The organism is Paenibacillus dokdonensis (assembly GCF_004916975.1).
GTDB classification, from domain to species: Bacteria; Bacillota; Bacilli; order Paenibacillales; family Paenibacillaceae; genus Paenibacillus_AQ; species Paenibacillus_AQ dokdonensis.
In genome coordinates this window covers 382608-408584 of sequence record NZ_STGQ01000002.1, presented here as the reverse complement: position 1 = coordinate 408584, position 25977 = coordinate 382608, and the positions used below count along the sequence as shown (strand labels likewise).

The following is a 25977-nucleotide window of genomic DNA, read 5'->3' as shown; positions in this document are numbered from 1 at the left end:
TGCATAGCATATAGCACCACTTTGCAGCTGGGGAAGGATGTGAGCAAGAGATGGTCATTCATTTAACGGCAATTCATTACGTGTATCTGGCGTTCATTGTGTTTATCATGGCACTGCTGATCAAGCGGCGGGATACGACAATGATCTGCGTAGCAGGGATTTTAGCGCTGGGTATTCTGGCAACGGGTGCGGTCAGCGGATCGATATCGGGTGTCTTTAACTCTTTTATTTATGCCACAAAAGAGCTGATGGGCACGATCATGATTATTTCCATCATCGTAGCGATGAGCCGCGTACTTATTCGCACAGGCATCAATGAGGCCATGGTCGCGCCGCTCACGCGCTTTCTGCGTACACCGGCACAGGCCTTCTGGGGTATCGGCATTATCATGATGGTCACATCCTGGTTTTTCTGGCCTTCGCCGGCTGTCGCATTGATCGGAGCCGTGCTGCTTCCGGTTGCCATTCGGGTCGGGTTGCCCGCGTTGGGGGCTGCGATGGCAATGAATCTGTTTGGCCACGGTATCGCGCTATCCGGTGACTATATTATCCAGGGGGCTCCCAAGCTGACGGCTGATGCGGCAGGGCTTCCGGTCACAAGCGTTATGGAAGCGAGCGTACCGCTGGTTATCGTGATGGGACTCGTTACAACTGTAACCGCTTTCTGGATGATGCGCAAAGATATGAAGAACGGTACCTGGAGAGACGGCCTGGTTACGGTCAAAAGCACAGGGAACGTCCTCGCTGCTAATGGAGAGGAAAATGAACAGAATGTCATATTGCCGTCCAAAGTGAAAAAAGGGCTGGCGCTTGCCATACTGCTGCTTTTTCTTGCGGATGTGGTGGCCATGTTCGTGCTGAAGCTCCAGGGCGGAGATGCAACCGCACTTGTTGGCGGTACAGCGGTGCTCATCTTGATTGTCATTTCTTTACTCGCCCACAAAAATCAGGGTCTGGAGAAAATAACGACATATCTGATCGATGGCTTTGTGTTCGGTTTTAAAATTTTTGGTCCGGTGATTCCGATCGCAGCCTTCTTCTATCTTGGCGATGCGGCGTTTACAGATCTGTTCGGCAAAGTATTACCCGAGGCATCGCATGGAATTGTGAACGACCTGGGGGTGGCACTGGCGGGCAGTGTACCGCTGAACGGCGCGGTCGGGGCAGTGACTTCGACCATCACAGGTGCCATTACAGGTCTGGACGGCTCCGGTTTCTCCGGCATTTCGCTCGCAGGTTCTATTGCTCAGTTGTTTGCGGCTGCGACACATACGGGGGCGGCGACATTAACGGCGCTCGGACAAATTGCTGCGATCTGGGTCGGCGGAGGCACGCTCATTCCATGGGCTCTCATTCCGGCGGCTGCCATCTGCGGGGTCAGTCCGTTCGAGCTGGCGCGTCGCAATCTGAAACCAGTGCTGATCGGACTCTCGGTTACAACGATTGTGGCCATGTTTTTAATCTGAATTTTCATATCTCCACAGAAAAAAGCACGATTTCAATACATATTGAAATCGTGCTTTTTATTCTAGTTTATGAAGGTATGGTCCCATACTTAATTATTGTTACCTCGGGCTTCTCCGCCTTTTTTACCGTTCTCGCGGTAAAAATCCTTGTCATGGTTTTTGGAAGTGGCTTCTCCGCCTTTTTCGCCGATTTCCTGATAGAATTCTTTGTCATGATTACGTGCTGTTGCTTCTCCGCCTTTACGACCTGCTTCTTCTCTGGACATTTTGTCTGCCATGATTAATCTCTCCCTTTATTTTGCATTTTTGCAATAATCTATGTTACTGCAACGTTATTTATATAACCTCAACCGGTGTGGATCAAACGAAAATTTTCATTTTTTTGTTATTGGAAATGCTGGAAGTCCAGCCGTGGAGACACCGAAATAAGTTCGATCCACCCCCGTAGCCTACTATTACCCATCTGGTTAGAATGCAATCGGAAAAGAAATAAAAGGGAAATTTTCAGATTGATGCTAAATGGTTTTCACATCAATAAAAGGAGTTGGGCGGTATTTCACAAAATACATATCAATAGAAATCCACAAGGTGGGTGACCGGAATTGTATGCCATTTACGTCTATATAGCAGAGGAGCTGATACAGTGGATGGCGAGGCGGACCGTTTAAGGGTGGAAAAGGCGCGTCGGGGAGATCAGGAAGAGTTATCGCCATTGCACGGCGTGTATGCCTGGATAAGCTGCGGGAAGAGCCGAACCCGGTTCAGCCTCTTGAGTGTGCAAGGGGACTCCCGTCACTACAGTCCCTCGAGGAGGATTACCAGGTTCGTTCCACAAGAACGGCGGTACGTGAGGCTCTGCATGAGCTGGATGAAAAATACCGCATTGTAACCGTAATGCATCACATCGGAGGCTATAGCGCCAGGGAGATCGCTCAGATGCTGGATCTGAAGGTGAGTGCGGTAGAGAGCCGTTTGCGGAGAGCGCGGCAAAAATTAAAAGAGGAGTTGTATGATATGGTCCATGACTTTTTGGAAGACAACCGGCTGGAGGAGCAGAAGTTTGAGAAGGAGGTGACCTCAAGGCTTAAATCCCTTTTTCATATGCAAATTCCGGTCAAAGACATGGAGGAATCCATTGCCTGGTACAATCAAAATTTAGGATTTGCGCTGAGAGAGAATTATGGAAAATGCGCATTTCTAGAGCTGCCAACTGGACCGCTTTTGATGCTGTGGCAGACCGCGGATGATACCTCTGCGAATTTCACAGTAGATGGAGCAACGATGCCGGTGCTTTTGTATGCCACGGATGATGTGCACGCCATGCATGATTCCCTGGCAAAGAGCGGCGCCGTGATTACGCATTACAAAAATGAGGACTTCGGCTGGGTTCTTAAATTTGTAGATCCAAACGGGAATATGTGGGGCGTCGTTCAAGAGCATTCAGGAAGCTAAGTCTATCATATTTTTCCCAAATCCATATATTGACAAATTTTGAGTAACATGCTAATATCACGCTGTTAGTGTGCACTAACAACTGGGATGGAAACAAAGGATGGAACATAGATGAACCAAAGGCAGAATAATAAAGACAGGCTGCTGCTGGCAGCAATTGATTTAATGGCAAAAAAGGGTTACAACGGCGTGTCGACCAAGGAAATTGCCGCTGCTGCCGGCTTAAGTGAGATGACGCTTTTCCGCCACTTTGGGACAAAACGATACCTGCTTGAAGCAGCGGTGGACCGGTTCCATTATACCGAGGATATGATTCAGGTTTTTCAGGAGAAGCTGGTTTGGGATTTACGGGCTGATTTGTATCTTCTCGCGGATCGTTATCATGAGATCATGAACCAGAACCGTAAGATGATTCTAATTGTGCTGAAGGATGCCGAATTATCGGATGTGATGCATAAAGCCCAAAAGCATCCGCGGCAGCTCAAGGAAATGCTGATGGATTATTTTACAGCTATGCAGGAACAGGGTAAAATGATCGCCACGAATGCGGAAGCACAGGCTATGACCTTTATGTGGATGAACTATGGGGCTTTCATGACCCACCTGCATCAAGCGGAGTCCATAACGAGCATTACGATGCAGGAATTTAAGGAGAACAGCGTGGATTTATTTGTCAGGGCGCTAACGCCCTGATCAGGAGGCTGAGTTTCTAATGCAATCGCATGGTGAAAAAAACAGGGAAAGGCAACAATTAGCATCCATCAAGAGAAGCTGGAAGATATGCATGCCAGGGAGACAATGAAGGAGCACTGGGAACAGGTGCAGGACAGACTTAGAGAGCTTATAAGGTGTATACAGCTAGAGGAGTGACGATCAGATGAACCGCATGGACCGCTTATTAGCCATTGTGCTTCAACTGCAGGGCAGAAAAATAGTACGGGCAGAGGAGCTGGCCGCCCAGTTTGAAACCAGCGTTCGCACCATATACCGGGATATGCAGGCGCTAAGTGAAGCCAATGTCCCGATCGTGGGTGCCCCCGGCCAAGGCTATTCCCTGATGGAGGGGTACTTTCTGCCCCCGGTCAGCTTTACGGCCAGCGAGGCAGTGACACTGCTGCTGGGAGCGGAATTTGTGCAAAAGAAATTGGAGCCGAACTACGGAATCCATGCGGAGTCAGCACGGACGAAAATCGAGGCTGTACTCCCGGAGCGGGTACGGATTGAAGCCGAGAAGGTGCGAGGGACCATGCGGCTGCTGTCGGCCCGAGAATCAGGCAGCAGCCGGAACGAGCGGATGAACTTGGAGATTTTGCGGCGAGCCTTGCTTGAGCGGCGAAAGGTAGGCTTCCGATATGTTAAAACTCGGTCGGGGCCGGATGGGAAAAAGGAAAGTACCCGCGTAGCGGCACCTTATGGACTTGTTCATGTACAGGGGGCATGGATGCTGGTTGCAGCCTGCGAGCTTCGGCAGGATATACGCCATTTTCGCTTATCCCGAATGGCGGAGCTGGAGCAGCTTGAAGTGAAGTATGAGCTTCCTCCCGACTTTCAGCTTGAGGACTATAAGCCCCCGGATGACCGAGGACTTGAGATCATCCTTCTTGCCGATATCAGCATCGCGGACCGGGTTAGAGAGTCGGATAACTACTATATCGATGCTTTGGAAGAGCATTCCGCAGGACTACGGATCAAGCTTCGTGTCAGGCAAATCGAGGAGATCCTGTCCTGGGTGCTCAGCTGGGGATCTGGCATAAGAGTTCAAGAGCCGGAGTCCTTGCGCACACGGGTCATTGAAGAAGCCGAAAAGCTTCTGAAACGCTACTGACATAACGCTGTCAGTAGCGTTTTTGTATATTTATCTCAAGATCAAGTTCAAGGAGTGATTCGGAGATGAATACACAAGAAACGATACAAAGGCTTGAAGGCGTAACACAGCATTACTTGAAAGAGCTGGAGCGCTTCAGCATGGAGGATTTAACTCGAAAGCCGGGCGAGGATGAATGGTCGCTCGGACAAATGTATATGCACTTGATTAACGCTTCCTTGTATTTGCATTTACGGAATGTCCGTGCCTGCGCCTCGTCAGCTGAGGATGTGCTAACGGAAGGAGAGAAATCCGAGAGAGGGGAGGCCGCATTCTTGAACAATGAATTCCCGCCGATAAGGGTTCACGTTCCGCCATCCCCGGCATATACACCAAGACAACCTGACAGTAAGGAGCAGATCCGGGAAGGGCTGCTTAGCGTTTTAGCCGAGATGAAGAAAGCCGAACAGGTGGTGGATGGCGCTCCTAAACAGAACAAGCTTATCCATCCGGGCTTTGGCGCTTTGAATGCAGCCGAATGGTTTATGCTGGTTGAAATGCATTACCGTCATCATCTGCGCCAGAAGGAGCGTATAGAGAGCGTTCTGGCGGAGTTATCGCTGTAACGGACGACCTGAGAAAGAAACACCAGCGGAGAGCCAATGCTATCCGCTTCTCCGGTATGTCTTCATTCACGATGCCTGGTTCTGATTATCCATATACAAAAATGAAAGAAACCGTTCTTAGAAATGTAGGTCCACTACTATTTCTAAAGGAACGGTTTCTTTGTAATCCTTGTCAGCCCATGGATCGGGAAGAAGTACATGTAGCTGTCTTACAAGAGACTTGCCCTCGATTCATCTTTTGACACATTCATGAATTAGGGTCTAGATTATTTGCTCCCTTGTTGATCCCAGCGGTCATATGCCGCCTGATAGATCTCGACGATCCGGTCGCTGCCCATTTTCTTCACCTGGGCTTTGTATTTATCCCAGCCTGACAGCGGTTCCTGGCCCGTAACAAATTTCGCTTCCATCTGTTCAACATAATTGTTCAGATCGGAGAGCAGCGATGTAACCTCGGATTGTTCCGCTTCGGTCAGGAACACATTCGGATATGGCACCTTGGCATAAGGAATGATTTTCTCCTGGTTCTCCTTTTCGACCCATTCGTCAATATCGCTTCTCAAGCCCTTCGACACTTCCGGCAGGCTGACGCCAGGCGTCGTGATTCCATAGTTCGGGGTAATCTTTCCGCGATAGTTCTCACGGTCGCCCCCGTCCGGAACAGGCAGCCATTCTTTCACATGACTTTCTTTGTCCTTATACTTCCACAGCAGGTTTTCCGGCCCTTGGTTGAACAAAGTGGATCCCTCGTAGTCATACTGGTAATCAACCCAGCGCATCGTTGCTTCCGGTGCCGGATTCGTGCCGGAAATCGCGAAGGTGCCGTTCTTGGAAATGCCGGAAGACTTTGCGGCAACCGGTGAATCCGGGAAGCCTGTTTTCAGCGGCGCCATGACAGGGTTGGCGGTATTCGGTTCCCCGCCCAGCATGAAATACGGAAGCCAGTCGTTAAACAGGGCTACCTGATTGTTTTTCCCCTTGGCCTTTTTCTGCTCATCAGTTTGGGAGAAGGTTTCATGATCGAGCAAGTTATCCGTCCACAGCCGGTTCAGGAAGGTAAGATACTCTTTGTACCCTTCCTCCTGCGGCGTATAATGCACCTTGCCCTGCTTGTCGGCATAATACACCTCATCATAAATGCCCCAGAATCCGAGCATCTGCACGCGAATATCCTTCAGCTTGGTCGATGTCAGCGGGATTTCATCCGCTTTGCCATTGCCGTTCGGATCCTCGGTTTTCACCCGTTTCAGGTAGTCATACAGCTCATCCGGCGTACCCGGAAGCTTGGTTACGCCCAGCTTTTTGAGGAAGCTTCCGTTATAGTAAAGCGGGCTCTTATACCATACCGCGCCCTTATCAACATAAGGCAGGGCATAAATATGTCCGTCTGGAGTCGTGATGGACTTTCTGACCTCCGGATTCTCATCTAACAGTTTCTTGATATTAGGCGCATACTCGTCAATCAGCTTTTCCAGCGGAATGAGCGTGCCCTGGCTGCCGTAGGTGACCTGTTCGGCTGGGGTCAGGCTGGCTGCATAGAAAATATCCGGCAGATCGCCGCTCGCAAAGATCAGATTCTTCTTCGTTTCGAAGCTGTCTACGGGAACTGTCTGGAAGGTCAGCTTGATGTTCGACAGCTTCTCCATATCTTTGAATACCTGCATGGTATCCCATTTCGCACTGCCTACATCAGGCGCAAACACGGACAGTGTAATCGGCTTGTCAACGATCGGGAAGCCTTCTTTATGTACGTTTTCCGCCGTTTTGGACGCTTGTCCGCCGTCGCTGGCATCTTTGGAACTGGAGCCGCATGCCGCCAAGAGTGAGGCGAACAAGGACAGGCATAGGATCATTGCCCACGGTTTTAAGTATTTTCTCATCAGATGATTCCTCCTGTTATCGTTGTGAGCCGACTTTAGCGTGAATGAGACTTTCCCCCCTTTGATATGAGCTAAAGCCTAAATTCTACGCTATGCTGGAGCTCTGTTGTAGAAAGCCTTAGGATGTTCAGCTGCTGAGCCCGGATAAATGTTAGCGTTTACAAAAAGTGTAGAGACACGATGTCTTAACGTAAATATGTCATTTTTGATATGTTAAATAGGAGTGCGATATTCCCTGTGATAGCAGCACTTTCCTGCCCTCTGTCCATTGCCTTAGGATATAAATAGTATGTCAAATATGCTTTCGAAAAATATAGATATCCGCCTAAAGTGACCACAAAAGTATGAACCGAATACATAATTCCGCGCCGCAAAAAAATATCCAGCCTCTTTCCAGACGAATAGCCAAAGAGAGTGTCGTCATGCGTGAACGTATGATTCCTGCTGTTCTCGGAACTGCAGGTTCCAGCTACAACATGCCTGCAGCATCTGTCCCCGCCTCAAATCCTGCCTGTCTCCCCTTGTTTTAACAATAAAATTTTGGGAGAATAAAGACAGATTGCCGGTCCTTTTCTGGTAAAGTAGAGAGGGACTGAATTTTAGGTTTTTGAAAAGAGGAAAGCAGCAATGAACAAACCATCCATTTATGGATTAACTCTCGACCAGTTGGCCGCATGGCTGGCTGAGCACGGGCATAAAAAATCAAGGGCGCTGCAGGTATGGGATGGGCTGTACCGCAAACGCGTAACCGAATTCTCCGCAATGCCGGATGTGAAGCCGGAGTGCCAGGCTTTGCTGGACGAGCATTTTGCTATTCAGACGCTGGAGGAGCACACCAAGCAGGAGTCTGCAGACGGCACGATCAAGTTCTTGTTCCGTCTTCAGGACGGAAACCTGATCGAAACGGTACTGATGCGCCATAAGTTTGGTCTTTCCGTATGTGTGACGACTCAGGTGGGATGTAATATCGGATGCAGCTTCTGCGCAAGCGGACTGCTGAGCAAAAGCCGGGATCTGACCAGCGGGGAGATCGTGGAGCAGGTCATGAAGGTGCAGCTGCATTTGGACCAGATGAAAAAAGACGAGCGTGTCAGCCATATTGTCGTCATGGGTATCGGCGAACCGTTCGATAATTTCGAGCATATGTCCAGCTTCATCCGGGTTATCCGGGATCATAAGGGGCTGGCGATTGGACCGCGGCATATCACCGTATCCACCAGTGGTCTTGCGCCGAAAATCCGTGAGTTCGCTGACAGCGACCTGGGCACCAATCTGGCGATTTCCCTGCATGCGCCGAATAATGAAATCCGCACGCGGATTATGAAGATTAACCGGGCATATCCCATCGAGCCACTGATGGAGGCCATCGATTATTATCTGGAGAAGAGCAATCGCCGGATCACGCTGGAATATATTCTGCTGAAGGATGTCAATGACCAGCCCGAGCATGCGCTGGAACTTGCGGAGCTGGTAGGCAGCCGGAGAAACCTGGCCAACGTGAATTTGATTCCTTATAATCCGGTTGACGAGCATAGCCAGTATCAGCGGAGCTCCCAGGAAACGATTACCACATTCTACGATACGCTGAAAAAGCAAAATATCAGCTGTAGTGTACGTCTGGAGCATGGTACGGACATTGACGCGGCTTGCGGACAGCTGCGCAGCAAGCAAATTCAGAGTGAACGCGGACGGAATGCGAAGACAAGCCGTGCCGTAAATCAATAAAGAAATAAAAAAGCGCATTTCCCTATAGCAGGGAATGCGCTCTTTTTAATTTCCAGCCCCTCATGGTTACCCTTGTGCTGCTGCAATGATAAACATAACCCAGCCTGCCAAAAAGGCTACACCGCCAAGCGGCGTAATGGCACCCAGCTTCCGTATGCCGGTTAGACTCAGTGCATACAGGCTGCCGGAGAAGAGCAGGATGCCTGCCGCAATGAACCAGCCCGCCAGAATCACGAGTGATGCATGGTCTGTCATGCCTGCATAGAGTCCGATCAGCACCAGGCCGAGTCCATGGGCCAAATGATATTGAATGCCGGTCTGGTATGTTTTTAATTGGCTTTCGTTCAGCCGCTCCTTGAGGGCATGAGCGCCAAAGGCACCAAGCGCCACCGCGAGGAACAGCATGATACCGCCGAGTATAAGCATGGTTTTCAAGTCAAATCACCTCTTACGCCCATATTACCGATGGCAGGGCTTCGTCGTCAATGGCAGTGGATTATTCATCTCATTTCCATTTACCAAGAAAAATTTGCTAAAATGAGATAGGTAAGGAAATAGGAATGAATCAATTTCATATCTCACTAAAACGATCAAATTGAAACTATACATAGACCAATAAAACCGTTTGGATCTATATATAGCCTTGATTGAAGCGGCTTAAGGTATTATGAAATTGATTCGAATACATAATCATTCAAATAAAATGTCTACACGGATTTTCAAAAAACAGGAGACTTGCTCCATTTTTTGCAAGCGTTTTAACGGCATCATGAGCACATCGAAATGGTGGCAAGGGGAAGGCGGGGAAGAGGTATGGAGAGCGTTCAACAGCTGGCGCAGAAGTTAAAGCAAAACATTGCAAACGTAATTGTAGGCAAGGAGCATGAGGTGGATCTGCTCCTGACGGCGCTTCTCGCCTCCGGGCATGTGCTGCTGGAGGATGTTCCGGGAACAGGCAAGACCTTGCTTGCTAAAAGCTTGGCGGCATCGCTCAGTTTGAGCTTTCAGCGAATTCAGTTCACCCCGGATTTGCTGCCATCGGATCTGACCGGCATCCATTTTTTTAATCAGAAAGACGGGGAGTTTCATTTCCGCCCGGGACCGCTGTTTGCGCGTATTGTATTGGCCGATGAGATTAACCGTGCCACACCACGCACACAGTCGAGTCTCCTCGAATGTATGGAAGAGCGGCAGATCAGCATTGAGGGGAAGACGATGCCGCTTGCAAGCCCGTTTATGGTCATGGCCACGCAGAATCCGGTGGACAATCAAGGGACATTCCCGCTGCCTGAAGCGCAGATGGACCGGTTTCTGATCCGGATGAAGCTGGGGTATCCTTCAGCATCTGAAGGGGTAGAGATTCTGAAACGGACTGCGGCCGCAGGCAGTTTGCGGGCCGAGGAAGCAGGACAGACGGCAACCGCCGAAGAGGTGCTGGAAGCGCAGAAACTATGCGGACAGGTGCAGATTACGGATGATCTGATGGGCTATATCGTTGCATTGGCCGAGGCCACCCGGAATCATGACGAAACGATGCTTGGAATCAGCCCGCGCGGCACGCAGGCACTGCTCCGCGCTGTCCAAGCGTATGCGGCACTGCATGGAAGAAGCTATGTGCTGCCAGATGATATCAAGCAGCTGCTTCTACCGGTGTGGACGCACCGGCTGGTGCTCCGGAAGCGCCATGAGGCAGGAAATGGCCATGCGGAGCGCATTTTGACGGGAATCATGGACAGCATCCCGGTTCCGAGTGAAAAGGAACTTGAAAGTGGCGTGAAATAAATGGCAGTGCTGTGGCTATTTCTTGCCTGCGGACTTGTCATGGTGCTGCAGGGACTTATTTTAGGCAGAAGCGCGCTTGGCAAGCTGGATTATGACCGCCATTTCAGTGCCCGGACCTGCTATGCAGGCGACCGGATAGAAATGGTGGAGGTAATCGAGAACAAGCGGCGTGTGCCTATCCCCTGGCTGCGGCTGGAGGCGATGCTTCCGGCATCCCTAGGCTTCAAGCGGAGCAAGGAGACCTGGATCAGTGAGGGCCAGATTTACCAGAATCATACGAGCTTCTTCTCGCTTCCCGCACGGACGCGGATCACCCGGACGCATCAGATCCAGTGCCGGGGCCGCGGCATATTCCGCATGGATACGGCAACTATGACCGGAAGCGATTTGTTCGCCATGTACACGCCTTCCTTGAAAGTGACACTCAACAAACGGCTGGTGGTCTATCCATCCCTGCTCAGGGATGAGGAGCTTCCTTCCTCCTGGAAAACCTGGCAGGGTGAACTGGCTGTGCGCCGCTGGATTGTCGAGGATCCGTTTCTGTTTACAGGCGTAAGAGGTTATGCGCCTGGAGATGCTATGAACCGTATTCACTGGAAGGCCAGTGCCAGAAGCGGAGAACTGCAAGTGCATCAGCATGGCTATTCTGCAGACCCGAAGGCCATGATCTTCCTTAATATTGAGGTCTCGGAGCAGATGTGGAATGTTGTCACCAAGCCGGAAATCATTGAAGAGGCGCTATCCTATGCGGCAACCTGCGCCGCTGCGCTCATTCGTCAGGGGATGGCGGCTGGATTTGCGAGCAATGCCTCATTGTCGCCGGACACGGATGCCAGGATGGCGTATCTTGCGCCGGATTACGGACTTCCGCATCTTGAGGATTTGCTGGAGGCCATGGCTGCCGTAGAGCTCAAGATTCAGAGGCCTTTTTATGAGCTGCTGCGGATTGAAGCGGAGCCAAAAACGCATGAAACAATGGATTATTTTCTGGTGACCCCATATGTATCCGCAGCGATCCGGGATGCCGTTCGGCTGATTGAGCTGAAAGGGCACCGCGTATCGATTGCTGATCTGAGCGAAGGCATGAAGGGGGCGGGGGCATGATGATAGCCGATAAGGGCATACGACTGCGCCGCAGCCTGGCGGTGCTGGGGAATTCATTGCTGGAAACGGCTGCCGTCTTTCCCTATTTACTGCTGTATATGGTCTATGCCATGCAGGCTTCGCCTTGGTGGCTGCTGCCGGTCATGTGGCTGCTGCATGCCTTGGGTACGATGATTGGAATCAGACAGGCTGGAGGCAGGAAGGCAGTATTGGCGACGGCTCTGCTAATAGCTGCTGCCTTGCTGCCGCTGGCAGCGCTCGGGCTTCGTGCTGCAATACTGGCGGTACTGCTCCTTCTGCTAGCGGACATTCGCGGGCTTATTGTCGGCCGCAAGCAGCTGTGGAGATTAGTCCAGCTGAATTTGCCGCTGGGGGGGCTGGCTGCGTCCTTGATTGTGTATGGCGTATCTTCCAGAGTGCCTGCGATCGAGCCGTACCGCACCTCGCTCTATCTTCTTAGTCTGTTTACGTTGTTTGCGGTCCTGCTGCGGTGGAACGGGGACCGTGTACGCGAAGCTTCCAACGCGCAGCAAACCGACCGGATGCTGCTCCGCCGAATTCTGTCCAGAAACCGCTGGATGACCTGGCTGACGATCGCGGTCATCGCACTGCTAAGCCTGTGGAACGGACTGAATGAGGGCTTTGCCTATTTCAGGCATTGGTTGAGCGGGATATTTAATGGCCTGGACCAAGGAGAGCAGCAGGTGACCCCGGAGCAGCCGCAGATGGGGCAGCAAGGACCGCTGGATCTTCCTCCGCCTTCCCAATCGCCGAAGTGGCTGCACATTATGGGCCAGATCTTCTTGATCCTGCTGATCGTTGCCGTGGCTGTAGCCCTGCTGCTTCTCTTGTATCGGCTGGTGCGCCGCTGGCTCCCGCAAAGATTTCGCGAATGGATCGCACGGATGGCACAGCGGCTCCGGCTTCTGCGTGAGGTGCGGAGCGCCCCGACCGATCAGGGCGATTACGTGGATGAGGTGGAGAAAATCGACCGTGTGAATAAGCGTCCCGGCAGATTGTGGAGGCGGCGCAAAGAAGGGGCAGCTGCGGTGAAGGATGGTGATCCGCGCCGTGCTTACGAAAGCTTGATTCGAAGCGCCGTTAAGCGGGGCTATAAGTTCCGTCCAAGCCTTACGCCATCCGAGAATGGCGCTGCATTAAACGCCAAAGGCGATTATACTCATCTCCCTGCACAGGATGTGGGTCAGGTTATCCATCGATACAACCAGGTCCGTTACGGCTCTGATGGCAAGCCAAGCAGCAATTCGAAGCTGTAACATCGGAATCGGTATTACAATAGAAACATAAAACCGCTTGGGATATCCCAAGCGGTTTTATGTTTTTTTCACATCGACAACTTCGTAACGCTGACAAACCAGCATCATATCTTCTGTAAATTCAAGTCCGATCTTACCTAGTTCTACGCTAAAGAATCGTTCATGTTCCCTCTGCTGGTTTATTCTATATTATCTGAATATATCATGGAACTGCAAAGGAAAGGCGGAATTCATATATGCACAAGCACCGAAAGCAACTGACCATTACCGGGCTGATACTGATGGCTGCGGCGGGTATATGGCTCTACTGGAAAGAGGGGCAGCCCCAGGAATCGCCAGCCCAGACAGAGGCCTTCATCCAAAAATATATGACGAATCCGAATGGCACGCTTGCGACATACCTGCAGGAAGGGGACTCAACCAACCCGGAGATTGCGGCGGGTCGTGAGTCGCTATCGGAATCGCTTGGCTTCTGGATGCAATATGCTGTGCTGAAGAAGGACAAGACCTTATTTCATCAAAGCGCTGGGGTGCTGGAGCATTATTTCCTGACTCCGCAGCAATATTTGGCATGGAAGCTGGAGCCGGACGGCAGCTCCAATATCCATACGAATGCGCTGGGTGATGATCTCCGAGTGATCGGTGCGCTGCTGAAGGCTGAACAGCTCTGGGGCACATCAAGTGATCGTGAGAAGGCAGGGACACTGACGGGGACCTTGCTTTCTTCTGCATTGGTAAATGGATACATGACGGATTTTCATGACTTTGACCGAGGTGAATCTGCGCAGGAGCTGAGCCTCGCTTATATTGACAGCGATGCCCTGCAGCAGATGCAGAAGGCGCAGCTTATTGATCATGCTTTCTACGGTAAACATATTCAGCTTCTGGAGAACATGCCGGATGACGGCGCTTTTTATCCGAAAAGCTTCAATGTCCATCACGGGCAATACACGTATGACGATTCGGTTAATTTGATCGATCAACTGCTGGTGGGAATCCATGCTGCGGAAATCGGGAGGGAGCCGGAACCGCTGATATCCTTTTTGAGAAAAGAATGGAGCCACAGCCATAAGCTCTACGGTCGTTATGACAGGGTTACACGGGCAAGCAGTGTCGAGTACGAATCCCCTTCCGTTTATGGATTGGCTGTACAACTGGCGCTTGAGGCTAAAGACAAGGTCTGGGCAGGAGAGCTGTTCAAGCATATGATTTCACTCAGGGACGGGGATACAGAGTATCCGGGAGGCTATGTTTTTGACGGGAACACGCATATATTTGATAACCTGCTTCCGCTCCTGGCTGCAGAACTGTGGATAAAACATTCGCAAAAATGAAATAAATTGGTTATTTCTTGAGCTTTTGCGTTAATGGATAAGTAAGTGTAGAAGGCCTTTTTTAGTCGATAATCTGTTTTTGGCTGGACAACGGTGTCCGCAGTGAATGAAAGCGGGGGGAGTGGAGGAATTCGGATGACCAAAAATACAACGACGCGTCGCCTTGAACTTGGATACATCCTTTTGATCGCTCTGATCATGGTGCAGGAGCTGCTGATTTATTGGAAAATGTACCTTAATCAATCCTATACGACGCTGGAGCTCATGTTTAGCATGGCGACCCTTGCGGCGCTGCTGATCGGTTTCATCATTCCTTTAGGGATTTCTGTGGTCCTGGTGTTTGTATTTCTGGTGAGCTATTTTGTTTGGCTGACAACATACGCTCCCATAAACATGCTGACATTCTCATGGATGCTGCTGATTCCGGCAAATATGCTGATCGCTGCCTTCATTAAATCCGGACTGATCGGCAGCAAGCGCTGGATGGAACGGATGATTGAAATGAGAGGGACCAGTCCGCAGGTGGATATCGACACGGCTCTTGGCAACAAGGAAGCGCTGGCAGATACCATGCAGAAGCAGTCCAACCTGGCCAGACGCTATTCCGAGCGGTACGGTTTTTCCGTGGCAATGTTCAAAATCGACTTTCTGCCGCTGGTGCAAGAGTCGCTGGGATCACAGCTGTACTCCCGCCTGCTGCTTGAGCTGTCTGCCACAATTCAAAGGCAGATCCGCTATGAAGACTATAAATTTTCAATCAGCAAGGGCCGCTTCATCGTCCTGTGCCCCATGCTGGGGCAGGAGAACCTGCAGATGCTTACCAGCCGGATCAAAAATGCGATGATGGCAGTGAATTTTCTGGACAAAAGAGGTCATGAGCTGAAGATCGTAATACGTGCAGGCGCGCTGGTCTTTCAGAAGGAGCAGTTCGGCAAATATGAACATATTGATCAGGTCATCGCTGCGCTCGAACGTAATACCGAGACCGATCTGATTGGAGAATATATTTAATCTTTTCCTACGAACCGGCAGAGGAGGAATTCAAATGTCATATACGAGCTGGTTTATCCCTGTCTGCATTGCCATTAGTGTAATTTTCGCCGTGACGATCCTGATCCTCACCATCGCAACGCTTAAATTTCGTGCCGATGTCAACAAAAAGTATGATCGGGGGAACTTCAGTGGCTGACGTTCTATTGATCCTTTCCATAGTAACCATTTGGATTGCCGTATTTGAGTCCGTCATCATTATGGCAGGGGCTGTCCGGTTTATTTTCAAACAAAACAAGAAGAAGCTCAAGCTTCCGGAGCATATGAATGACTTCCCTGCTGTGACCGTCATGGTTCCGGCGCATAATGAGGAGCTGGTCATCACGGCTACTGCCGAGCATATTCTGCAGTTGAACTATCCGCAGGATAAGGTACAGCTCATCATTATTGCAGACAACTGTTCAGATCAGACGGCGGCCCGGCTTAAGGCACTGAAGGAGAAGACGAGCTATTCGGACCGGAATTTCATCATTCTGGAACGCAAGGGGACGGGTGGGAAATCCGGAGCACTAAACGATGCACTGAAGCTGGCAACAGGCGAATGGATTTGTGTGTATGACGCGGATGCTGCGCCTGAGCGCAATGCGCTCTTATTCCTGACACAGAAGGCGATGGAGAATCCGGAGAAATACGGCGCTGTCTTTGGACGTAATAAGGCCCGTAACCGCGGCCAGAATTTTCTGTCCCGCTGCATCAATCTCGAGATCATTACAATTCAGCGTGTGCATCATACCGGACTATGGGAGCTGTTCAAGCTCGGAACGATTCCCGGCACCAATTTTATTGTCAAAACCGCTTTAATGCGGGAGATCGGCGGATGGGACGAGCAGGCGATTACCGAGGATACGGCCGTTTCCTTTGAGATCATGTCCCGCGGCCAGCTGATTGCGCTGGCTCCCCAGGCGGAAGCCTACCAGCAGGAGCCTGAGCAGCTTGGGGTTTATATGAAGCAGCGGGAGCGCTGGGCCAAAGGCAACTATAATGTTGTCGTCGAAAACCTGCATCATCTGTTCGACCGCAGCAGCTGGCGGATCAAACTTCATGTGCTCTACTATGCAGCCAGCTATTTTTGGTTCATGATCGCTATTATCGTATCGGATATTGTGTTCGTGGCGAACCTGGTGTATCAGGTCATTGCCATCTTCAAGCCGGGTGTGGTTTCACCCTTCCAGTTCCAATCGGATGTATATGTCTATCTGGTAGTGGCTTGGGCTTTGATGTATTTTCTCTATGTGCTGCAGATCAATCTGGCGCTCGCTACTGACATCGGACAAAGCAATGTCCGCAATTTCGTGCTCTCTTGTATTTCTTATTTCACATATGCACAGCTCTTCCTTGTCATTTCTGTCAAAGCCTTTTATAACTTGATCGTCGATAAAATTACAGGCCGGGAAAGCAAATGGTATAAGACGCAGCGGTTCAGCTGATAAGCGGCGCGGGCTGCACGATACAGGACGGCTTTATTTGAAATGAAAGACCATGCAACGCTCTATTCAGGCAGATGCCAGGGAAGGGCGTTTTTTATGCTGTGATATTGACTTACGGTACAAATGAAATACAATAATATCAATTATTCCGATTAAATTAATAAGAATATATTTTCCATAGATAAGCCATAGTGAGCCAATTACAACCAGCAAGAAAGAGGTGTCAGCGTGCAGCGCAATAAACAGATCCTTATAACCTCGCACTGTGTGATCAATCAGAATACCGTTATTCATGGCGAGGCTCGTAGTGCAGGTGTGATGAAGTCAGCGGTAGATTGGGCATCGGAACAAGGCTATGGCATTTTTCAACTGCCCTGTCCAGGGTTTACCTTTCTAGGACCGGATCGGCAGCCCATGACGGAAGAGGAATTGGACACTCCTTCATTTCATGATCATAATTTCCGCATCCTGCAGCCGGTTATCGAGCAGTTAAAGATCTATCAAAATCACGGCTATGAGATTATCGGCGGGGTTGGCATCTCGGGCAGCTCCTCATGTGATCCCGGAAAAGGTATATTTATGATCGATTTTTTGCGGTTTGCAGAGGAGCAGGGAGTACATATTGATTTCTTTTGGCAAATACCCAATACCGAGGAGGGAGTTTTTGATCCAAGGGATAAAAAAAGCGTATATGGACCTACAGGGATACGGCCACAAGTTTTACCTGAAGCCCTGCCGGTTAAAGTGTGCAGAAAAAGGCGTCACTGAGTCGTTCAGCGGCACCTGTTCTAATATTCGGTAAACTGGAGGTATATGACCTCCGTATGGGAAGGTTACAATATAGGGACGAAGAGACGGAATGTTCTTGGATAAAAATCAAGGAGGTACAGCCCGTGAAGCCCAGATCATTGCTTGAACAGTACAAGTCGGCTATTCGGGCTCTGCCGCAGGACGGCGATCTGAACAAGCAGGAGCTGCTGACCGATGCATTCCGAATGGAAGTGGAGGGGCGGATTACGATGTACTACGCGCCCCATAATGAATGGATCAACCATGCCGCGAGGGTGGTGATCGTTGGAATTACTCCTGGCTGGACACAGATGAAGGTAGCCTTTCAAACCGCAAGAGCTGGCCTGGCTGAAGGACTCCCGGACGAGGAAATTTGTCGCCGGGCGAAGCGGGAAGCCGGATTTGCCGGCACCATGCGCCATCATTTAATCCTGATGCTTGATCGTCTTGGTCTTCCGGGGTATTTGAACGTCGGATCAAGTGCAGCCCTGTTCGGGGAGCAAGCGCAGCTTCTGCATACGACATCGCTGCTGAGATATCCCGTATTTGTAGATGGCGATCGCAATTACACAGGCTCCAGTCCCGATATACAGGCTTCGCCGCTCCTTTGTCGGCAAGCGCTATCCGCTTTGGAGGAGCTGCAGGAGATTCCCGATAGCATGCTGATCCCGCTGGGAAGGGCAGTGGAACGTAATCTCCTATGGATGGCTGGCCAAGGGCAAATCCAGGAGGAACGGATTCTAAAGGGGTTTCCGCATCCTTCCGGGGCCAATGGACACAGGCAGCGGCAGTTTGCAGAGAACGAAGAGAGTATGAGGGCGATGCTCACAAAATACTTCTGATTGAATAACTGATTGGTAGAGTTCTAAAAAAAAGAGCAGATGCGGATGCATCTGCTCTTTTCTGATGGTAAATCGTTATCATATTACTCAAACTTGACGGACTGAATGACTTTATCCGTCTCGGCTTTGGATGCGTCATCGAAGTATGTACTGATGAAGTTGACCGCATATCCGTCGGTAAGTGTGCTGTAGTAACGCTGATTCAGAGTGATGCCGTTTCCCTTGAGGGTAGCAGTCATCATGTGGAAGTCCTTGCCTCCAAGATTGACGGTTTTGATCTCATCAAATTCGTAGGGAAGCTCCGTTGTTTTCAGCATGGCTTGTGAGGCTTCCAGATACTGTTTGCCGTTTCTCACTTGAAGCGGGCTGACCTTCTTGGCATTAGAAATTACGCTCGGATTGATATCCTGCTCATTCATCGGGTATTTGGAAGTAAGGAAGAAGTTGAGAATTTTTTGCTCCGCTTCATCTAACGCTGCCTGCTTGTCATCATCCCCATTGGCAATGATGTCCTTGCCGGTCTGCATGACATCCTGCATGGCATCCTGGCCCTGGACCTCCCATTCCTTGGGCATTTGTACAGTTAAGCCAAAGTAATCATTGGTATAGATGCCGTCTTTTACATAGCCCTCATCCGCTGTTTTTTTCGTTTTTTTATCAGCTGCATCTTTATTGTCCGATACGTTTTCCGATGTTTCCTTAACGTCAGCATCCTCATTCGTTGTCGTTTCGCTTTCCGCAGCCTTCACGGTTTCTGTCGGCTTTACCTCTGATTCCCCTGCTGCTTTTTTGCCGCCGCAGGCGCTGATGAGTAATACCAGCAGTACGAGAATAAGTGATGTTGCGGTAAACCTTCTGTTCATTGCTTGACCTCCGAATTATGATAGTATTAGAGCCTTAATTGGCGGGGAGTGCAAACTCCCATTATGTATTAAACTTCCAACGGATACCCCAAACATTTCCTTAAATAGAAAAACAATAACGGAAAGGAACCTATATTCCGATGAAAATAGACCGTTTGCTTGCGATGACCATTCTCCTGCTGAACAGAGGCAGAATCAGTGCCAAAGAACTGGCAGAGCGATTTGAGGTTTCGACCAAAACCATTTACAGGGATATGGATACGCTGGGCCAGGCGGGGATTCCCATTATTGCGCATCAAGGAACCAGCGGTGGTTTCGAGATGATGAGCCAGTATACGATTTCCCGGCAGCTGCTGACCCTGGACGAAATAGGCTCTATCTTTACAGCTGTCAAAGGTGTCAGAGCCGCACTGGATGACCGGACGCTGGACCGTTTGCTGGATAAAGTCGAGTCACTCCTTCAGCACTCTGATCCTAAGCCGGGAGTAAGTCACCCGGAAGATCTCCTGTTTGATCTGAATCCATGGGGACAGGGGAAGAGCGCAAGAGATAAGGTGAGGCTTCTGCGTCAGGCTGCCGGACAGACCCAAAAAGTGAAACTGCAGTACATCAATATGAACGGGACGGACAGTTGGAGGGTTGTTGAGCCGGGACGGCTTATTTTAAAAGGGAATGTGTGGTATCTGCAAGCATATTGTACGCTCCGTGAGGATTTTCGGATATTTCGGGTGTCCCGGATTCAAGAGATGAGTATGCTGCTGGATCTATTTAATCCGCGAGAGCTGCCGCCGCTGGATTCGTATGATTGGAATCCGGAATGGTCGGCCAAAGGGGCGTACAGCATGGTGACGCTGCGGTTCTCCCCACTGGTCAGGCACAGAGTCGGGGATTCCTTCAGCCCGGAGCAAATATCGATGCAGGAGGATGGAAGCCTGCGCGTGCAAGCAGAGTTTGCCCTGGATGAATGGTTTTATGGGATGATCCTAAGCTACGGTGGCCAAGCTGTTATTGAAGCCCCGGAGCTTGCAGCCAATGAAGTGATGCGGCGGGCTCATAAAATTGTGGAGCTGTACAGGAAACCGGACAGACTGCTGTCCACTTAGCCCCTGTACAATGGGATCACATCACACAAAAAGGGGGACATTAGCATGAACATCAACATTACGCACAGGCCAGCAGCCGTACTGACTGGCATAAGTATCCGGACATCCAACCAGCGGGAATTAAGCGGAGAGGGGGAGATTCCGTCGCTATGGGAGCGGTATTTTCAGAGTGGGCAGCAGAGCCGTACGGATCTGATCCATCCGCATTTGCTATATGCGTTGTATACCGACTATGAGAGTGACGTGAACGGCGAGTATACGCTTTTGCTAGGGCATGAACAAGACCATCTCCTATCTGCCGAAGATACAGCAGGTACCGTATATATTCCGGAGGCTGATTACATCAAGTTTACGACAGAGAAGGGTCCCATGGGGCAGGTTGTTCCACAGTTATGGCAGGAAATATGGGATTATTTCCAGGATTTGGAGTACGAGCGCACATATACAGGGGACTTTGAATTGTATGACTTGCGTGATTTTAACCCGGAAGAAGTCAGCGTAGATATTTATATGGCAGTACGAAAACCGTCGATCCTTTAATACTTTGTCTTAAAAAAAGCGTGCCTGGACGTCCAATGGACTTCTCGGCGCGCTGTTTCGTATTTGTTCGAAATATAAGTGAATACATATGCTTTTACTGCTCAAGTATTAGTAACTTAAACTTCTCCAGCCACTGTAGGTCGACCTTCATCTGGCTGCTGGCGTGATCATGAATCAGGTGAACCGCGGGCGGGGTTTCATCACGTACCGATTCCCAAAAGGCTTGGTCGTTTCTGATTTTATTTTCAAGCTTTTCCTGGGCCTCCTCAATCAAAAATACCAGCTTTTTCGGATCAACATGCTTGAGAAATAGGACAGCTGAGTACAGGGAGTCCACGCGGGTGAAATTTTTGAAAACCGCATAGATCTCCTGCTGCAGATGCTCTTTGCCAAGCGGCGTAATGCCATAGGTTGTTTTTTCCGGACGGTTGTCATCACGGATCACCTCAATTTTCTCGATATATCCTTTTTTTAGCATGACCTCGAAATTGTAATACAAGGTTCCGTCATTAATCTTGGAGTTTTCATCCAGCACGTTTTGCTTGAACATTTTTTTAATATCATAGGGATGATGATGCCCCGAACTCAAAACACCCAGTATAAAAATTTGAAGCGACATAAATGCAACACTCCCATCCAAATCATACGAAAAGCCGGCTGACTCGTGGGAGTGAGCTGGCTTCGCGTGTATGTGATATAGAATGAACTCGGGTATCCGGAGCCCATTCTATACAGCTAAACATCAATTCGTGTAGACGAAACGAGTTACCTGATTAAGCAGCAACGGTTTTCTCTTGATCATCGGCTGCTTCTTTAGGAGAAACGAAATAGAAAGAAACCATGCAGATGATCATGGAAGCAATGGCTGCGATCCACAATCCGAGCAGATGCTCGGTCAGCTTGCCGCCGCCGTAAATGATCGAGAAATCCGTTTGAACGGTATAGAACATGATGGAGATGTAGCTCACGATCTTAAAGAGCCACGGCATCATTTCTCGGGACATCGTCGCGCCGCTGCTGATGGTTTGGATCAGCATGAGCGTCAGGTTCGCGAAAATGGCCTTGTCCTTTAATAATAAACTGAAGATGGACATAAACTCAATGGCTCCGAACAATTCAAGCGCGTGGACAAGCCATACCTTCACGAAAACTTCCGCTCCAAAGCCGCCCTGAATCAGGAAATAGATCGAAATCCCAATCAGCGGTGCAATCAGAGAGACAATCGCATTGGTTGCTTGCGCGGACCAGAAGGCTTGCCATAAGCCCATTTTACGTTTCAGCGCGTTCATGGCACCGACCATCATCATGGAGAAAACCATGGCGCCGACATAGCTGACCATCGTCAGGAAGAATGGAGACATTTGGTTATGCATGCCTGGCGGAACCGGATTTGTGTTGACGATATTGGCATCCAGCTTGGTAGGGATCTCGGCCGCGAGCTTCTGCGCCTGCTCCGCCGGCATTTTCATGGACTCGAAGACGCCCTGCGCGGTCTGGGTCGCCAGCTGGTTGTTCAGATTCGTTGTGATTTGCGTTACTACTGACTGCATGCTGCTGGACACCATGGCCGGATTGGATTGGTTCATGAAGAAATCCATTTTGGCTTTCGTTCCGGATGTTGACAGCTGCTTCGTAAAGTCCTGCGGAATGTGAATGACCAAGGCAAGATCACGGTCGTTCAGCTGTTCTTGGGCTTTGTCCAGCGGCAAATCCGTCACCATTTTGAACGGAAGCTGCTTAGCTAGACCCGCAGCGATTTCTTTGCCCGCCTGTTTGTCCTCATTGACAATCGCGACGGTCATTTCGTTCATGTTTTTCGGAATGGCGCTGTAACCTGACATGAAGATCAGAATAAATGCCACCTGATAAAACAGTACCATCGTGATTCCGCCAATGACGGACTTGTTTTTAAGAAACATTAAAATATTTTTCAATGACCACACCTCTATATATTTTATTTTTTTTGATTTAATTACTTTAATTAGAGTAATTGAGTTAGAATTATACGCCGAGGCAAAAAATGTGTCAACGAATGTATGCGCTTATATGTGATTTTTGTCATATACAAAACGAAAAGTTTTCATTTAGGACACAATTACGTTTGTAATAGTTTGGGGAGTGGGTTATATTTACATTTGTAATAGTTGATTTGCCTGTAAGGGAAAGGGGGTGTAGGAGAATGGAAGGTATGCCAAAAATCTCGGAATCCGAGTGGGAAATTATGAAGACCGTTTGGAGGGAAAATCCGCTAACAGCAGAGCAAATTGTGCAGCAGCTGCCGAAGGATACCGAATGGAGCGATCAGACGGTCAGAACCTTCATCAACCGGCTGATGAAGAAGAGAGCGCTGGGGTATCACAAATCGGGTAGAAGTTATCAGTATTATCCGCTCATTTCTGAAAAAGAATGCGTTCGTGCGGAAAGCAAGTCGTTCTTAAACCGCGTGTTTAACGGTGCGGCGGGTCTGATGATGACAAACTTTTTGGAGGAAACGCAGCTGTCGGACAAGGAAATTGAGCGTCTGCAGCAGATTTTAACGGAAAAGCAGGGCAGAGATCCCCAAGATCCATCACGGCCTTAAAACGTGAAATTCAATCAAACGAGGTAATTTCATGCATATCGCCGAAAGTCTTTTCAGATGGTTTGTCGCTTCGACGCTGACGGCAAGTCTGGCTGCGATCGTGGTCATAGTGGTTCAGCATCTGCTCCGCCGGCGCATCAGTGCCCGTCTGCGATATACATTATGGCTGATTGTGATGGTAAGGCTCGTACTGCCGGTATTTCCACACAGTCCGGTGAGCTTATTCAACGCGTTACCTAATATCATAGACATAAAAAAGGCTGTCTCCGAGCTTCCATTTCAGCAGGACAGGCCTGCTGGGGAATCCGAAAACAGCGCAAAAGAAATTTCACTTCAACCTTATTATACATCGAATGAAGCCGGGCGGAACAATCCGAAACAGGTCATCATGGTGCAAGACCCTCACGAGAGGGCGGTGTCCATGGAGACTGGAACCCATCCGGCAATCCGTATATTGTCTATTGTCTGGCTGGCAGGAACGGTGGCTTTTCTGACGTACCATTTGATCTACTGGCTGCGAATGAAGGGAATGCAGAGAAGTTTCAGCCGCGTCTATGATCCCGCGATGATGAAGGTGGCAGAGGAATGCCGGAATCTATTTTCGGTGAAGCGTTTTGTATCTATGTACACGCATGCTTCTGTTCGGAGTCCGTATATGACCGGCATTCTGCGTCCTGCTGTCTATCTTCCGGATACCTTCTGCCGTGAAACGGTGGATGCTGCCCCGCTGAAGCATGTCATTGCGCATGAGCTTGCCCATTATAAAAGAAAAGATACAGCATGGAATATGCTTGGCAGTGTTGTACTTGCGTTTCACTGGATGAATCCGCTGGTGTGGCTTATGATGCGGCGCATGAAAGCGGATCGGGAGCTGGCATGCGATGCGTGCGTACTGGAGGTGCTTGGGGAAGAAGAGGCCGTGCCGTACGGCATGACGATTATCGGATTCCTGAAGCGGTATTCCTCCAGACGGAATCAACCTCATCTGTTGTACTTCAAGGGCATGAACGGAGAAAAAGATATCATGCGGCGAATTCGGATGATTAAATCGTTTAAAAAGGGTTCATATAAATTTTCATTGCTGGCGGTGTTATTGGTGCTTCTGATCAGCGCGGCAACGCTGACGAATGCACCGGTTTCGAGCGCAGGTACTTCCGCCTGGATTCATGCCGAGGACGGGGGAAATGAACTGCTGTTTTCGGATATGACATTTCGGGAGTACGATAATCTGGACAAGGCTTCCCGGGTGGCACCATTCCAGTTCAAAGTTCCGGCGGTGCTGCCGGAAGGGATGGCGATGGACAACATCAGCTATCACCTTCAGCCCTTAACCTCATCAGCGAGTCCTGAAATAAGTGTGTGGTACTCGAAGGCAAAAGCAAATACGATCTATGGCAGTATGGAGCTCACAATTGTGCGCGGTGCAGGACTGCAAGAGTGGTACGAGCAAACCGTAAAAGAGGAAGAGGAGCTTGGAGACGCCGAGGCCGGTGGTAAAGTCATTCAAAAATCGCCAATTTCCATCGCGGGACTTGAAGGCTTGAAGATGACGATCCGTATGACGGCATGGAAAGAACACCCCGAGAGATACACCTATCTCTGGAAGGATCAAGGCGTGACGTATCGAATACATGCCAATGCCGCCGATATATCCAGCAGCGATTTTGAGCATATGGTTGCTTCTATGAGGTACCCGGATGAGGCACTGAACAAGCTCTACGAGAACAATGAGTATACCTCTAAAATGATCAATTATGTATATGATACCGAGGATATTCGGCGGGCTCAAAAGCTGATTGGATATAACGCAGCCTTTCCGCGTAAGCTTCCGGGAGACTTCACGGCTAGTTTATCTTATGTTTCCCGAAAGGGAAATTTCAACTTTTCCGAAAATGATACGGATTCGATGAGGAAACTGCTCTCCGTGGCCTATTCTCCATTGACGGATGTGAAGTCCGTGGATAGTCATCAAGCAGGCATTAAAAGCGTTCAATTTATGCAGATGCTGAACGGGGATATGTATGAGGATATGAAAAAGAGCGGAACCGTCTCATTTTCAAGAATCGATGGAAAAAGATTTATCGTCAAATTGCAGCAAGTAATCATTCACGGCCATGAAGTGCTCCGAACAGAAAAATTCAAAATCGATGGTGAGCTCAGCAATCCGGGTGAAACCGATCGTATCAGCTATTTCTGGCTGGACGAGAATGTATGCTTTCAGGCAAGATTTGCGGGTCAAGGACCTGAGGAGCAGGCGATTGTCCAGTATTTGATGGAGCAGGATAAGTAAGGTTTGTTCATTTCCATAAACGAGAAAAGAATCCGGACTAAG

General features: G+C 49.7%; 25 protein-coding genes and 2 pseudogenes. 20 read left to right on the top strand and 7 right to left on the bottom strand.

What is annotated here, in order from left to right:
- The first annotated feature begins 50 nt into the window (after window positions 1-50).
- Window positions 51-1466, top strand: coding sequence for a hypothetical protein (locus tag E6W40_RS19875; protein WP_136607363.1), 1416 nt, complete (start codon window positions 51-53; stop codon window positions 1464-1466).
- A gap of 92 nt (window positions 1467-1558) precedes the next feature.
- Here the strand turns inward: E6W40_RS19875 and E6W40_RS19870 are convergent.
- Window positions 1559-1744: pseudogene (locus E6W40_RS19870) on the bottom strand (KGG domain-containing protein); the annotation flags it as partial.
- A 427-nt stretch (window positions 1745-2171) separates the two neighbouring features.
- Between E6W40_RS19870 and E6W40_RS30130 the strand changes: the two are divergent.
- The 4 genes from E6W40_RS30130 (at window position 2172) to E6W40_RS19850 (ending at window position 5348) form a co-directional block, all read left to right on the top strand.
- Window positions 2172-2918, top strand: coding sequence for a sigma-70 family RNA polymerase sigma factor (locus E6W40_RS30130; protein WP_342774734.1), 747 nt, complete (start codon window positions 2172-2174; stop codon window positions 2916-2918).
- A 111-nt stretch (window positions 2919-3029) separates the two neighbouring features.
- Window positions 3030-3611: a TetR/AcrR family transcriptional regulator gene (locus E6W40_RS19860; protein ID WP_136607360.1), complete on the top strand. Its 582-nt coding sequence runs from the start codon at window positions 3030-3032 to the stop codon at window positions 3609-3611.
- Between the two features lie 184 nt (window positions 3612-3795).
- On the top strand, window positions 3796-4743 hold the full coding sequence (locus E6W40_RS19855; protein WP_136607359.1) for a helix-turn-helix transcriptional regulator: 948 nt from the start codon (window positions 3796-3798) through the stop codon (window positions 4741-4743).
- Window positions 4744-4808: 65 nt separating this feature from the next.
- Window positions 4809-5348 carry a DinB family protein gene (locus tag E6W40_RS19850; RefSeq protein ID WP_136607358.1) on the top strand — a complete coding sequence of 180 codons (540 nt, stop codon included), beginning with the start codon at window positions 4809-4811 and terminating at the stop codon, window positions 5346-5348.
- 266 nt (window positions 5349-5614) lie between these two features.
- Here E6W40_RS19850 and E6W40_RS19845 read toward each other — a convergent pair whose 3' ends face one another.
- Complete coding sequence (locus E6W40_RS19845; RefSeq protein ID WP_136607357.1) at window positions 5615-7228, bottom strand: type 2 periplasmic-binding domain-containing protein; 1614 nt, start codon at window positions 7226-7228, stop codon at window positions 5615-5617.
- A 344-nt stretch (window positions 7229-7572) separates the two neighbouring features.
- Between E6W40_RS19845 and E6W40_RS19840 the strand changes: the two genes are divergently transcribed.
- The gene (locus E6W40_RS19840) at window positions 7573-7758 is read left to right on the top strand and encodes a hypothetical protein (protein ID WP_136607356.1); all 186 of its coding nucleotides are present in this window, start codon (window positions 7573-7575) and stop codon (window positions 7756-7758) included.
- Between the two features lie 97 nt (window positions 7759-7855).
- Complete coding sequence (gene rlmN, locus E6W40_RS19835) at window positions 7856-8953, top strand: dual-specificity RNA methyltransferase RlmN (RefSeq protein WP_136607355.1); 1098 nt, start codon at window positions 7856-7858, stop codon at window positions 8951-8953.
- Window positions 8954-9019: 66 nt separating this feature from the next.
- On the opposite strand, the gene E6W40_RS19830 is transcribed toward rlmN, so the two are convergent.
- Window positions 9020-9388, bottom strand: coding sequence for a DUF423 domain-containing protein (locus tag E6W40_RS19830; RefSeq protein ID WP_136607354.1), 369 nt, complete (start codon window positions 9386-9388; stop codon window positions 9020-9022).
- Window positions 9389-9766: 378 nt separating this feature from the next.
- Here E6W40_RS19830 and E6W40_RS19825 point away from each other — a divergent pair, with 378 nt between their 5' ends.
- Genes E6W40_RS19825 through E6W40_RS19815 form a run of 3 tightly spaced genes read left to right on the top strand, consistent with a single transcriptional unit; the run spans window position 9767 to window position 13116 of the window.
- Window positions 9767-10735 carry an AAA family ATPase gene (locus tag E6W40_RS19825; protein ID WP_136607353.1) on the top strand — a complete coding sequence of 323 codons (969 nt, stop codon included), beginning with the start codon at window positions 9767-9769 and terminating at the stop codon, window positions 10733-10735.
- Window positions 10736-11839, top strand: coding sequence for a DUF58 domain-containing protein (locus tag E6W40_RS19820; protein ID WP_136607352.1), 1104 nt, complete (start codon window positions 10736-10738; stop codon window positions 11837-11839).
- Window positions 11836-13116, top strand: a complete 1281-nt coding sequence (locus tag E6W40_RS19815) for a hypothetical protein (protein ID WP_136607351.1) — start codon at window positions 11836-11838, stop codon at window positions 13114-13116. The genes E6W40_RS19820 and E6W40_RS19815 overlap by 4 nt, the downstream gene beginning before the upstream one ends.
- A 57-nt stretch (window positions 13117-13173) precedes the next feature.
- Here the strand turns inward: E6W40_RS19815 and E6W40_RS30125 are convergent.
- Window positions 13174-13281: pseudogene (locus E6W40_RS30125) on the bottom strand (ASCH domain-containing protein); the annotation flags it as partial.
- 71 nt (window positions 13282-13352) lie between these two features.
- Here E6W40_RS30125 and E6W40_RS19810 point away from each other — a divergent pair.
- From E6W40_RS19810 to E6W40_RS19790, 6 genes are all read left to right on the top strand, one after another.
- Window positions 13353-14450: a glycosyl hydrolase gene (locus E6W40_RS19810; protein ID WP_136607350.1), complete on the top strand. Its 1098-nt coding sequence runs from the start codon at window positions 13353-13355 to the stop codon at window positions 14448-14450.
- A gap of 135 nt (window positions 14451-14585) precedes the next feature.
- Window positions 14586-15461 (top strand): diguanylate cyclase domain-containing protein, encoded by an 876-nt coding sequence (locus tag E6W40_RS19805; RefSeq protein ID WP_136607349.1) that lies wholly within the window; start codon window positions 14586-14588, stop codon window positions 15459-15461.
- A gap of 34 nt (window positions 15462-15495) precedes the next feature.
- Window positions 15496-15639, top strand: coding sequence for a hypothetical protein (locus tag E6W40_RS29575; protein ID WP_168928991.1), 144 nt, complete (start codon window positions 15496-15498; stop codon window positions 15637-15639).
- Window positions 15632-16927, top strand: a complete 1296-nt coding sequence (locus tag E6W40_RS19800) for a glycosyltransferase family 2 protein (protein ID WP_136607348.1) — start codon at window positions 15632-15634, stop codon at window positions 16925-16927. The genes E6W40_RS29575 and E6W40_RS19800 overlap by 8 nt, the downstream gene beginning before the upstream one ends.
- Window positions 16928-17155: 228 nt before the next feature.
- On the top strand, window positions 17156-17695 hold the full coding sequence (locus E6W40_RS19795) for a CD3072 family TudS-related putative desulfidase (protein WP_211147056.1): 540 nt from the start codon (window positions 17156-17158) through the stop codon (window positions 17693-17695).
- 125 nt (window positions 17696-17820) lie between these two features.
- Complete coding sequence (locus E6W40_RS19790) at window positions 17821-18558, top strand: hypothetical protein (RefSeq protein ID WP_136607347.1); 738 nt, start codon at window positions 17821-17823, stop codon at window positions 18556-18558.
- A gap of 83 nt (window positions 18559-18641) precedes the next feature.
- Here E6W40_RS19790 and E6W40_RS19785 read toward each other — a convergent pair whose 3' ends face one another.
- Entirely contained in the window at window positions 18642-19421 is a 780-nt protein-coding gene (locus tag E6W40_RS19785) for a hypothetical protein (RefSeq protein WP_136607346.1), read from the bottom strand.
- A 140-nt stretch (window positions 19422-19561) separates the two neighbouring features.
- On the opposite strand from E6W40_RS19785, the gene E6W40_RS19780 reads away from it, so the two are divergent.
- Window positions 19562-20524, top strand: a complete 963-nt coding sequence (locus E6W40_RS19780) for a helix-turn-helix transcriptional regulator (RefSeq protein WP_136607345.1) — start codon at window positions 19562-19564, stop codon at window positions 20522-20524.
- Between the two features lie 45 nt (window positions 20525-20569).
- Complete coding sequence (locus tag E6W40_RS19775; RefSeq protein ID WP_136607344.1) at window positions 20570-21064, top strand: GyrI-like domain-containing protein; 495 nt, start codon at window positions 20570-20572, stop codon at window positions 21062-21064.
- Window positions 21065-21158: 94 nt separating this feature from the next.
- On the opposite strand, the gene E6W40_RS19770 is transcribed toward E6W40_RS19775, so the two are convergent.
- Both E6W40_RS19770 and E6W40_RS19765 read right to left on the bottom strand, forming a co-directional pair.
- Window positions 21159-21683 (bottom strand): PadR family transcriptional regulator, encoded by a 525-nt coding sequence (locus tag E6W40_RS19770; RefSeq protein WP_136607343.1) that lies wholly within the window; start codon window positions 21681-21683, stop codon window positions 21159-21161.
- Window positions 21684-21837: 154 nt separating this feature from the next.
- On the bottom strand, window positions 21838-22998 hold the full coding sequence (locus E6W40_RS19765) for a YhgE/Pip domain-containing protein (RefSeq protein WP_246073113.1): 1161 nt from the start codon (window positions 22996-22998) through the stop codon (window positions 21838-21840).
- Window positions 22999-23243: 245 nt separating this feature from the next.
- On the opposite strand from E6W40_RS19765, the gene E6W40_RS19760 reads away from it, so the two are divergent.
- Together E6W40_RS19760 and E6W40_RS19755 are read left to right on the top strand one after the other, a co-directional pair.
- Window positions 23244-23645: a BlaI/MecI/CopY family transcriptional regulator gene (locus tag E6W40_RS19760; protein ID WP_136607342.1), complete on the top strand. Its 402-nt coding sequence runs from the start codon at window positions 23244-23246 to the stop codon at window positions 23643-23645.
- Window positions 23646-23676: 31 nt separating this feature from the next.
- Window positions 23677-25935 carry a M56 family metallopeptidase gene (locus E6W40_RS19755; RefSeq protein ID WP_136607341.1) on the top strand — a complete coding sequence of 753 codons (2259 nt, stop codon included), beginning with the start codon at window positions 23677-23679 and terminating at the stop codon, window positions 25933-25935.
- The last annotated feature ends 42 nt before the right edge of the window (window positions 25936-25977 follow it).

Coding starts and splice junctions, on each gene's coding strand:
- E6W40_RS19875 (WP_136607363.1), top strand. CDS start 51: ATGGTCATTCATTTAACGGCAATTCATTACGTGTATCTGGCGTTCATT.
- E6W40_RS19860 (WP_136607360.1), top strand. CDS start 3,030: ATGAACCAAAGGCAGAATAATAAAGACAGGCTGCTGCTGGCAGCAATT.
- E6W40_RS19855 (WP_136607359.1), top strand. CDS start 3,796: ATGAACCGCATGGACCGCTTATTAGCCATTGTGCTTCAACTGCAGGGC.
- E6W40_RS19850 (WP_136607358.1), top strand. CDS start 4,809: ATGAATACACAAGAAACGATACAAAGGCTTGAAGGCGTAACACAGCAT.
- E6W40_RS19845 (WP_136607357.1), bottom strand. CDS start 7,228: ATGAGAAAATACTTAAAACCGTGGGCAATGATCCTATGCCTGTCCTTG.
- E6W40_RS19840 (WP_136607356.1), top strand. CDS start 7,573: ATGAACCGAATACATAATTCCGCGCCGCAAAAAAATATCCAGCCTCTT.
- rlmN (WP_136607355.1), top strand. CDS start 7,856: ATGAACAAACCATCCATTTATGGATTAACTCTCGACCAGTTGGCCGCA.
- E6W40_RS19825 (WP_136607353.1), top strand. CDS start 9,767: ATGGAGAGCGTTCAACAGCTGGCGCAGAAGTTAAAGCAAAACATTGCA.
- E6W40_RS19820 (WP_136607352.1), top strand. CDS start 10,736: ATGGCAGTGCTGTGGCTATTTCTTGCCTGCGGACTTGTCATGGTGCTG.
- E6W40_RS19815 (WP_136607351.1), top strand. CDS start 11,836: ATGATGATAGCCGATAAGGGCATACGACTGCGCCGCAGCCTGGCGGTG.
- E6W40_RS19810 (WP_136607350.1), top strand. CDS start 13,353: ATGCACAAGCACCGAAAGCAACTGACCATTACCGGGCTGATACTGATG.
- E6W40_RS19805 (WP_136607349.1), top strand. CDS start 14,586: ATGACCAAAAATACAACGACGCGTCGCCTTGAACTTGGATACATCCTT.
- E6W40_RS29575 (WP_168928991.1), top strand. CDS start 15,496: ATGTCATATACGAGCTGGTTTATCCCTGTCTGCATTGCCATTAGTGTA.
- E6W40_RS19785 (WP_136607346.1), bottom strand. CDS start 19,421: ATGAACAGAAGGTTTACCGCAACATCACTTATTCTCGTACTGCTGGTA.
- E6W40_RS19780 (WP_136607345.1), top strand. CDS start 19,562: ATGAAAATAGACCGTTTGCTTGCGATGACCATTCTCCTGCTGAACAGA.
- E6W40_RS19775 (WP_136607344.1), top strand. CDS start 20,570: ATGAACATCAACATTACGCACAGGCCAGCAGCCGTACTGACTGGCATA.
- E6W40_RS19770 (WP_136607343.1), bottom strand. CDS start 21,683: ATGTCGCTTCAAATTTTTATACTGGGTGTTTTGAGTTCGGGGCATCAT.
- E6W40_RS19760 (WP_136607342.1), top strand. CDS start 23,244: ATGGAAGGTATGCCAAAAATCTCGGAATCCGAGTGGGAAATTATGAAG.
- E6W40_RS19755 (WP_136607341.1), top strand. CDS start 23,677: ATGCATATCGCCGAAAGTCTTTTCAGATGGTTTGTCGCTTCGACGCTG.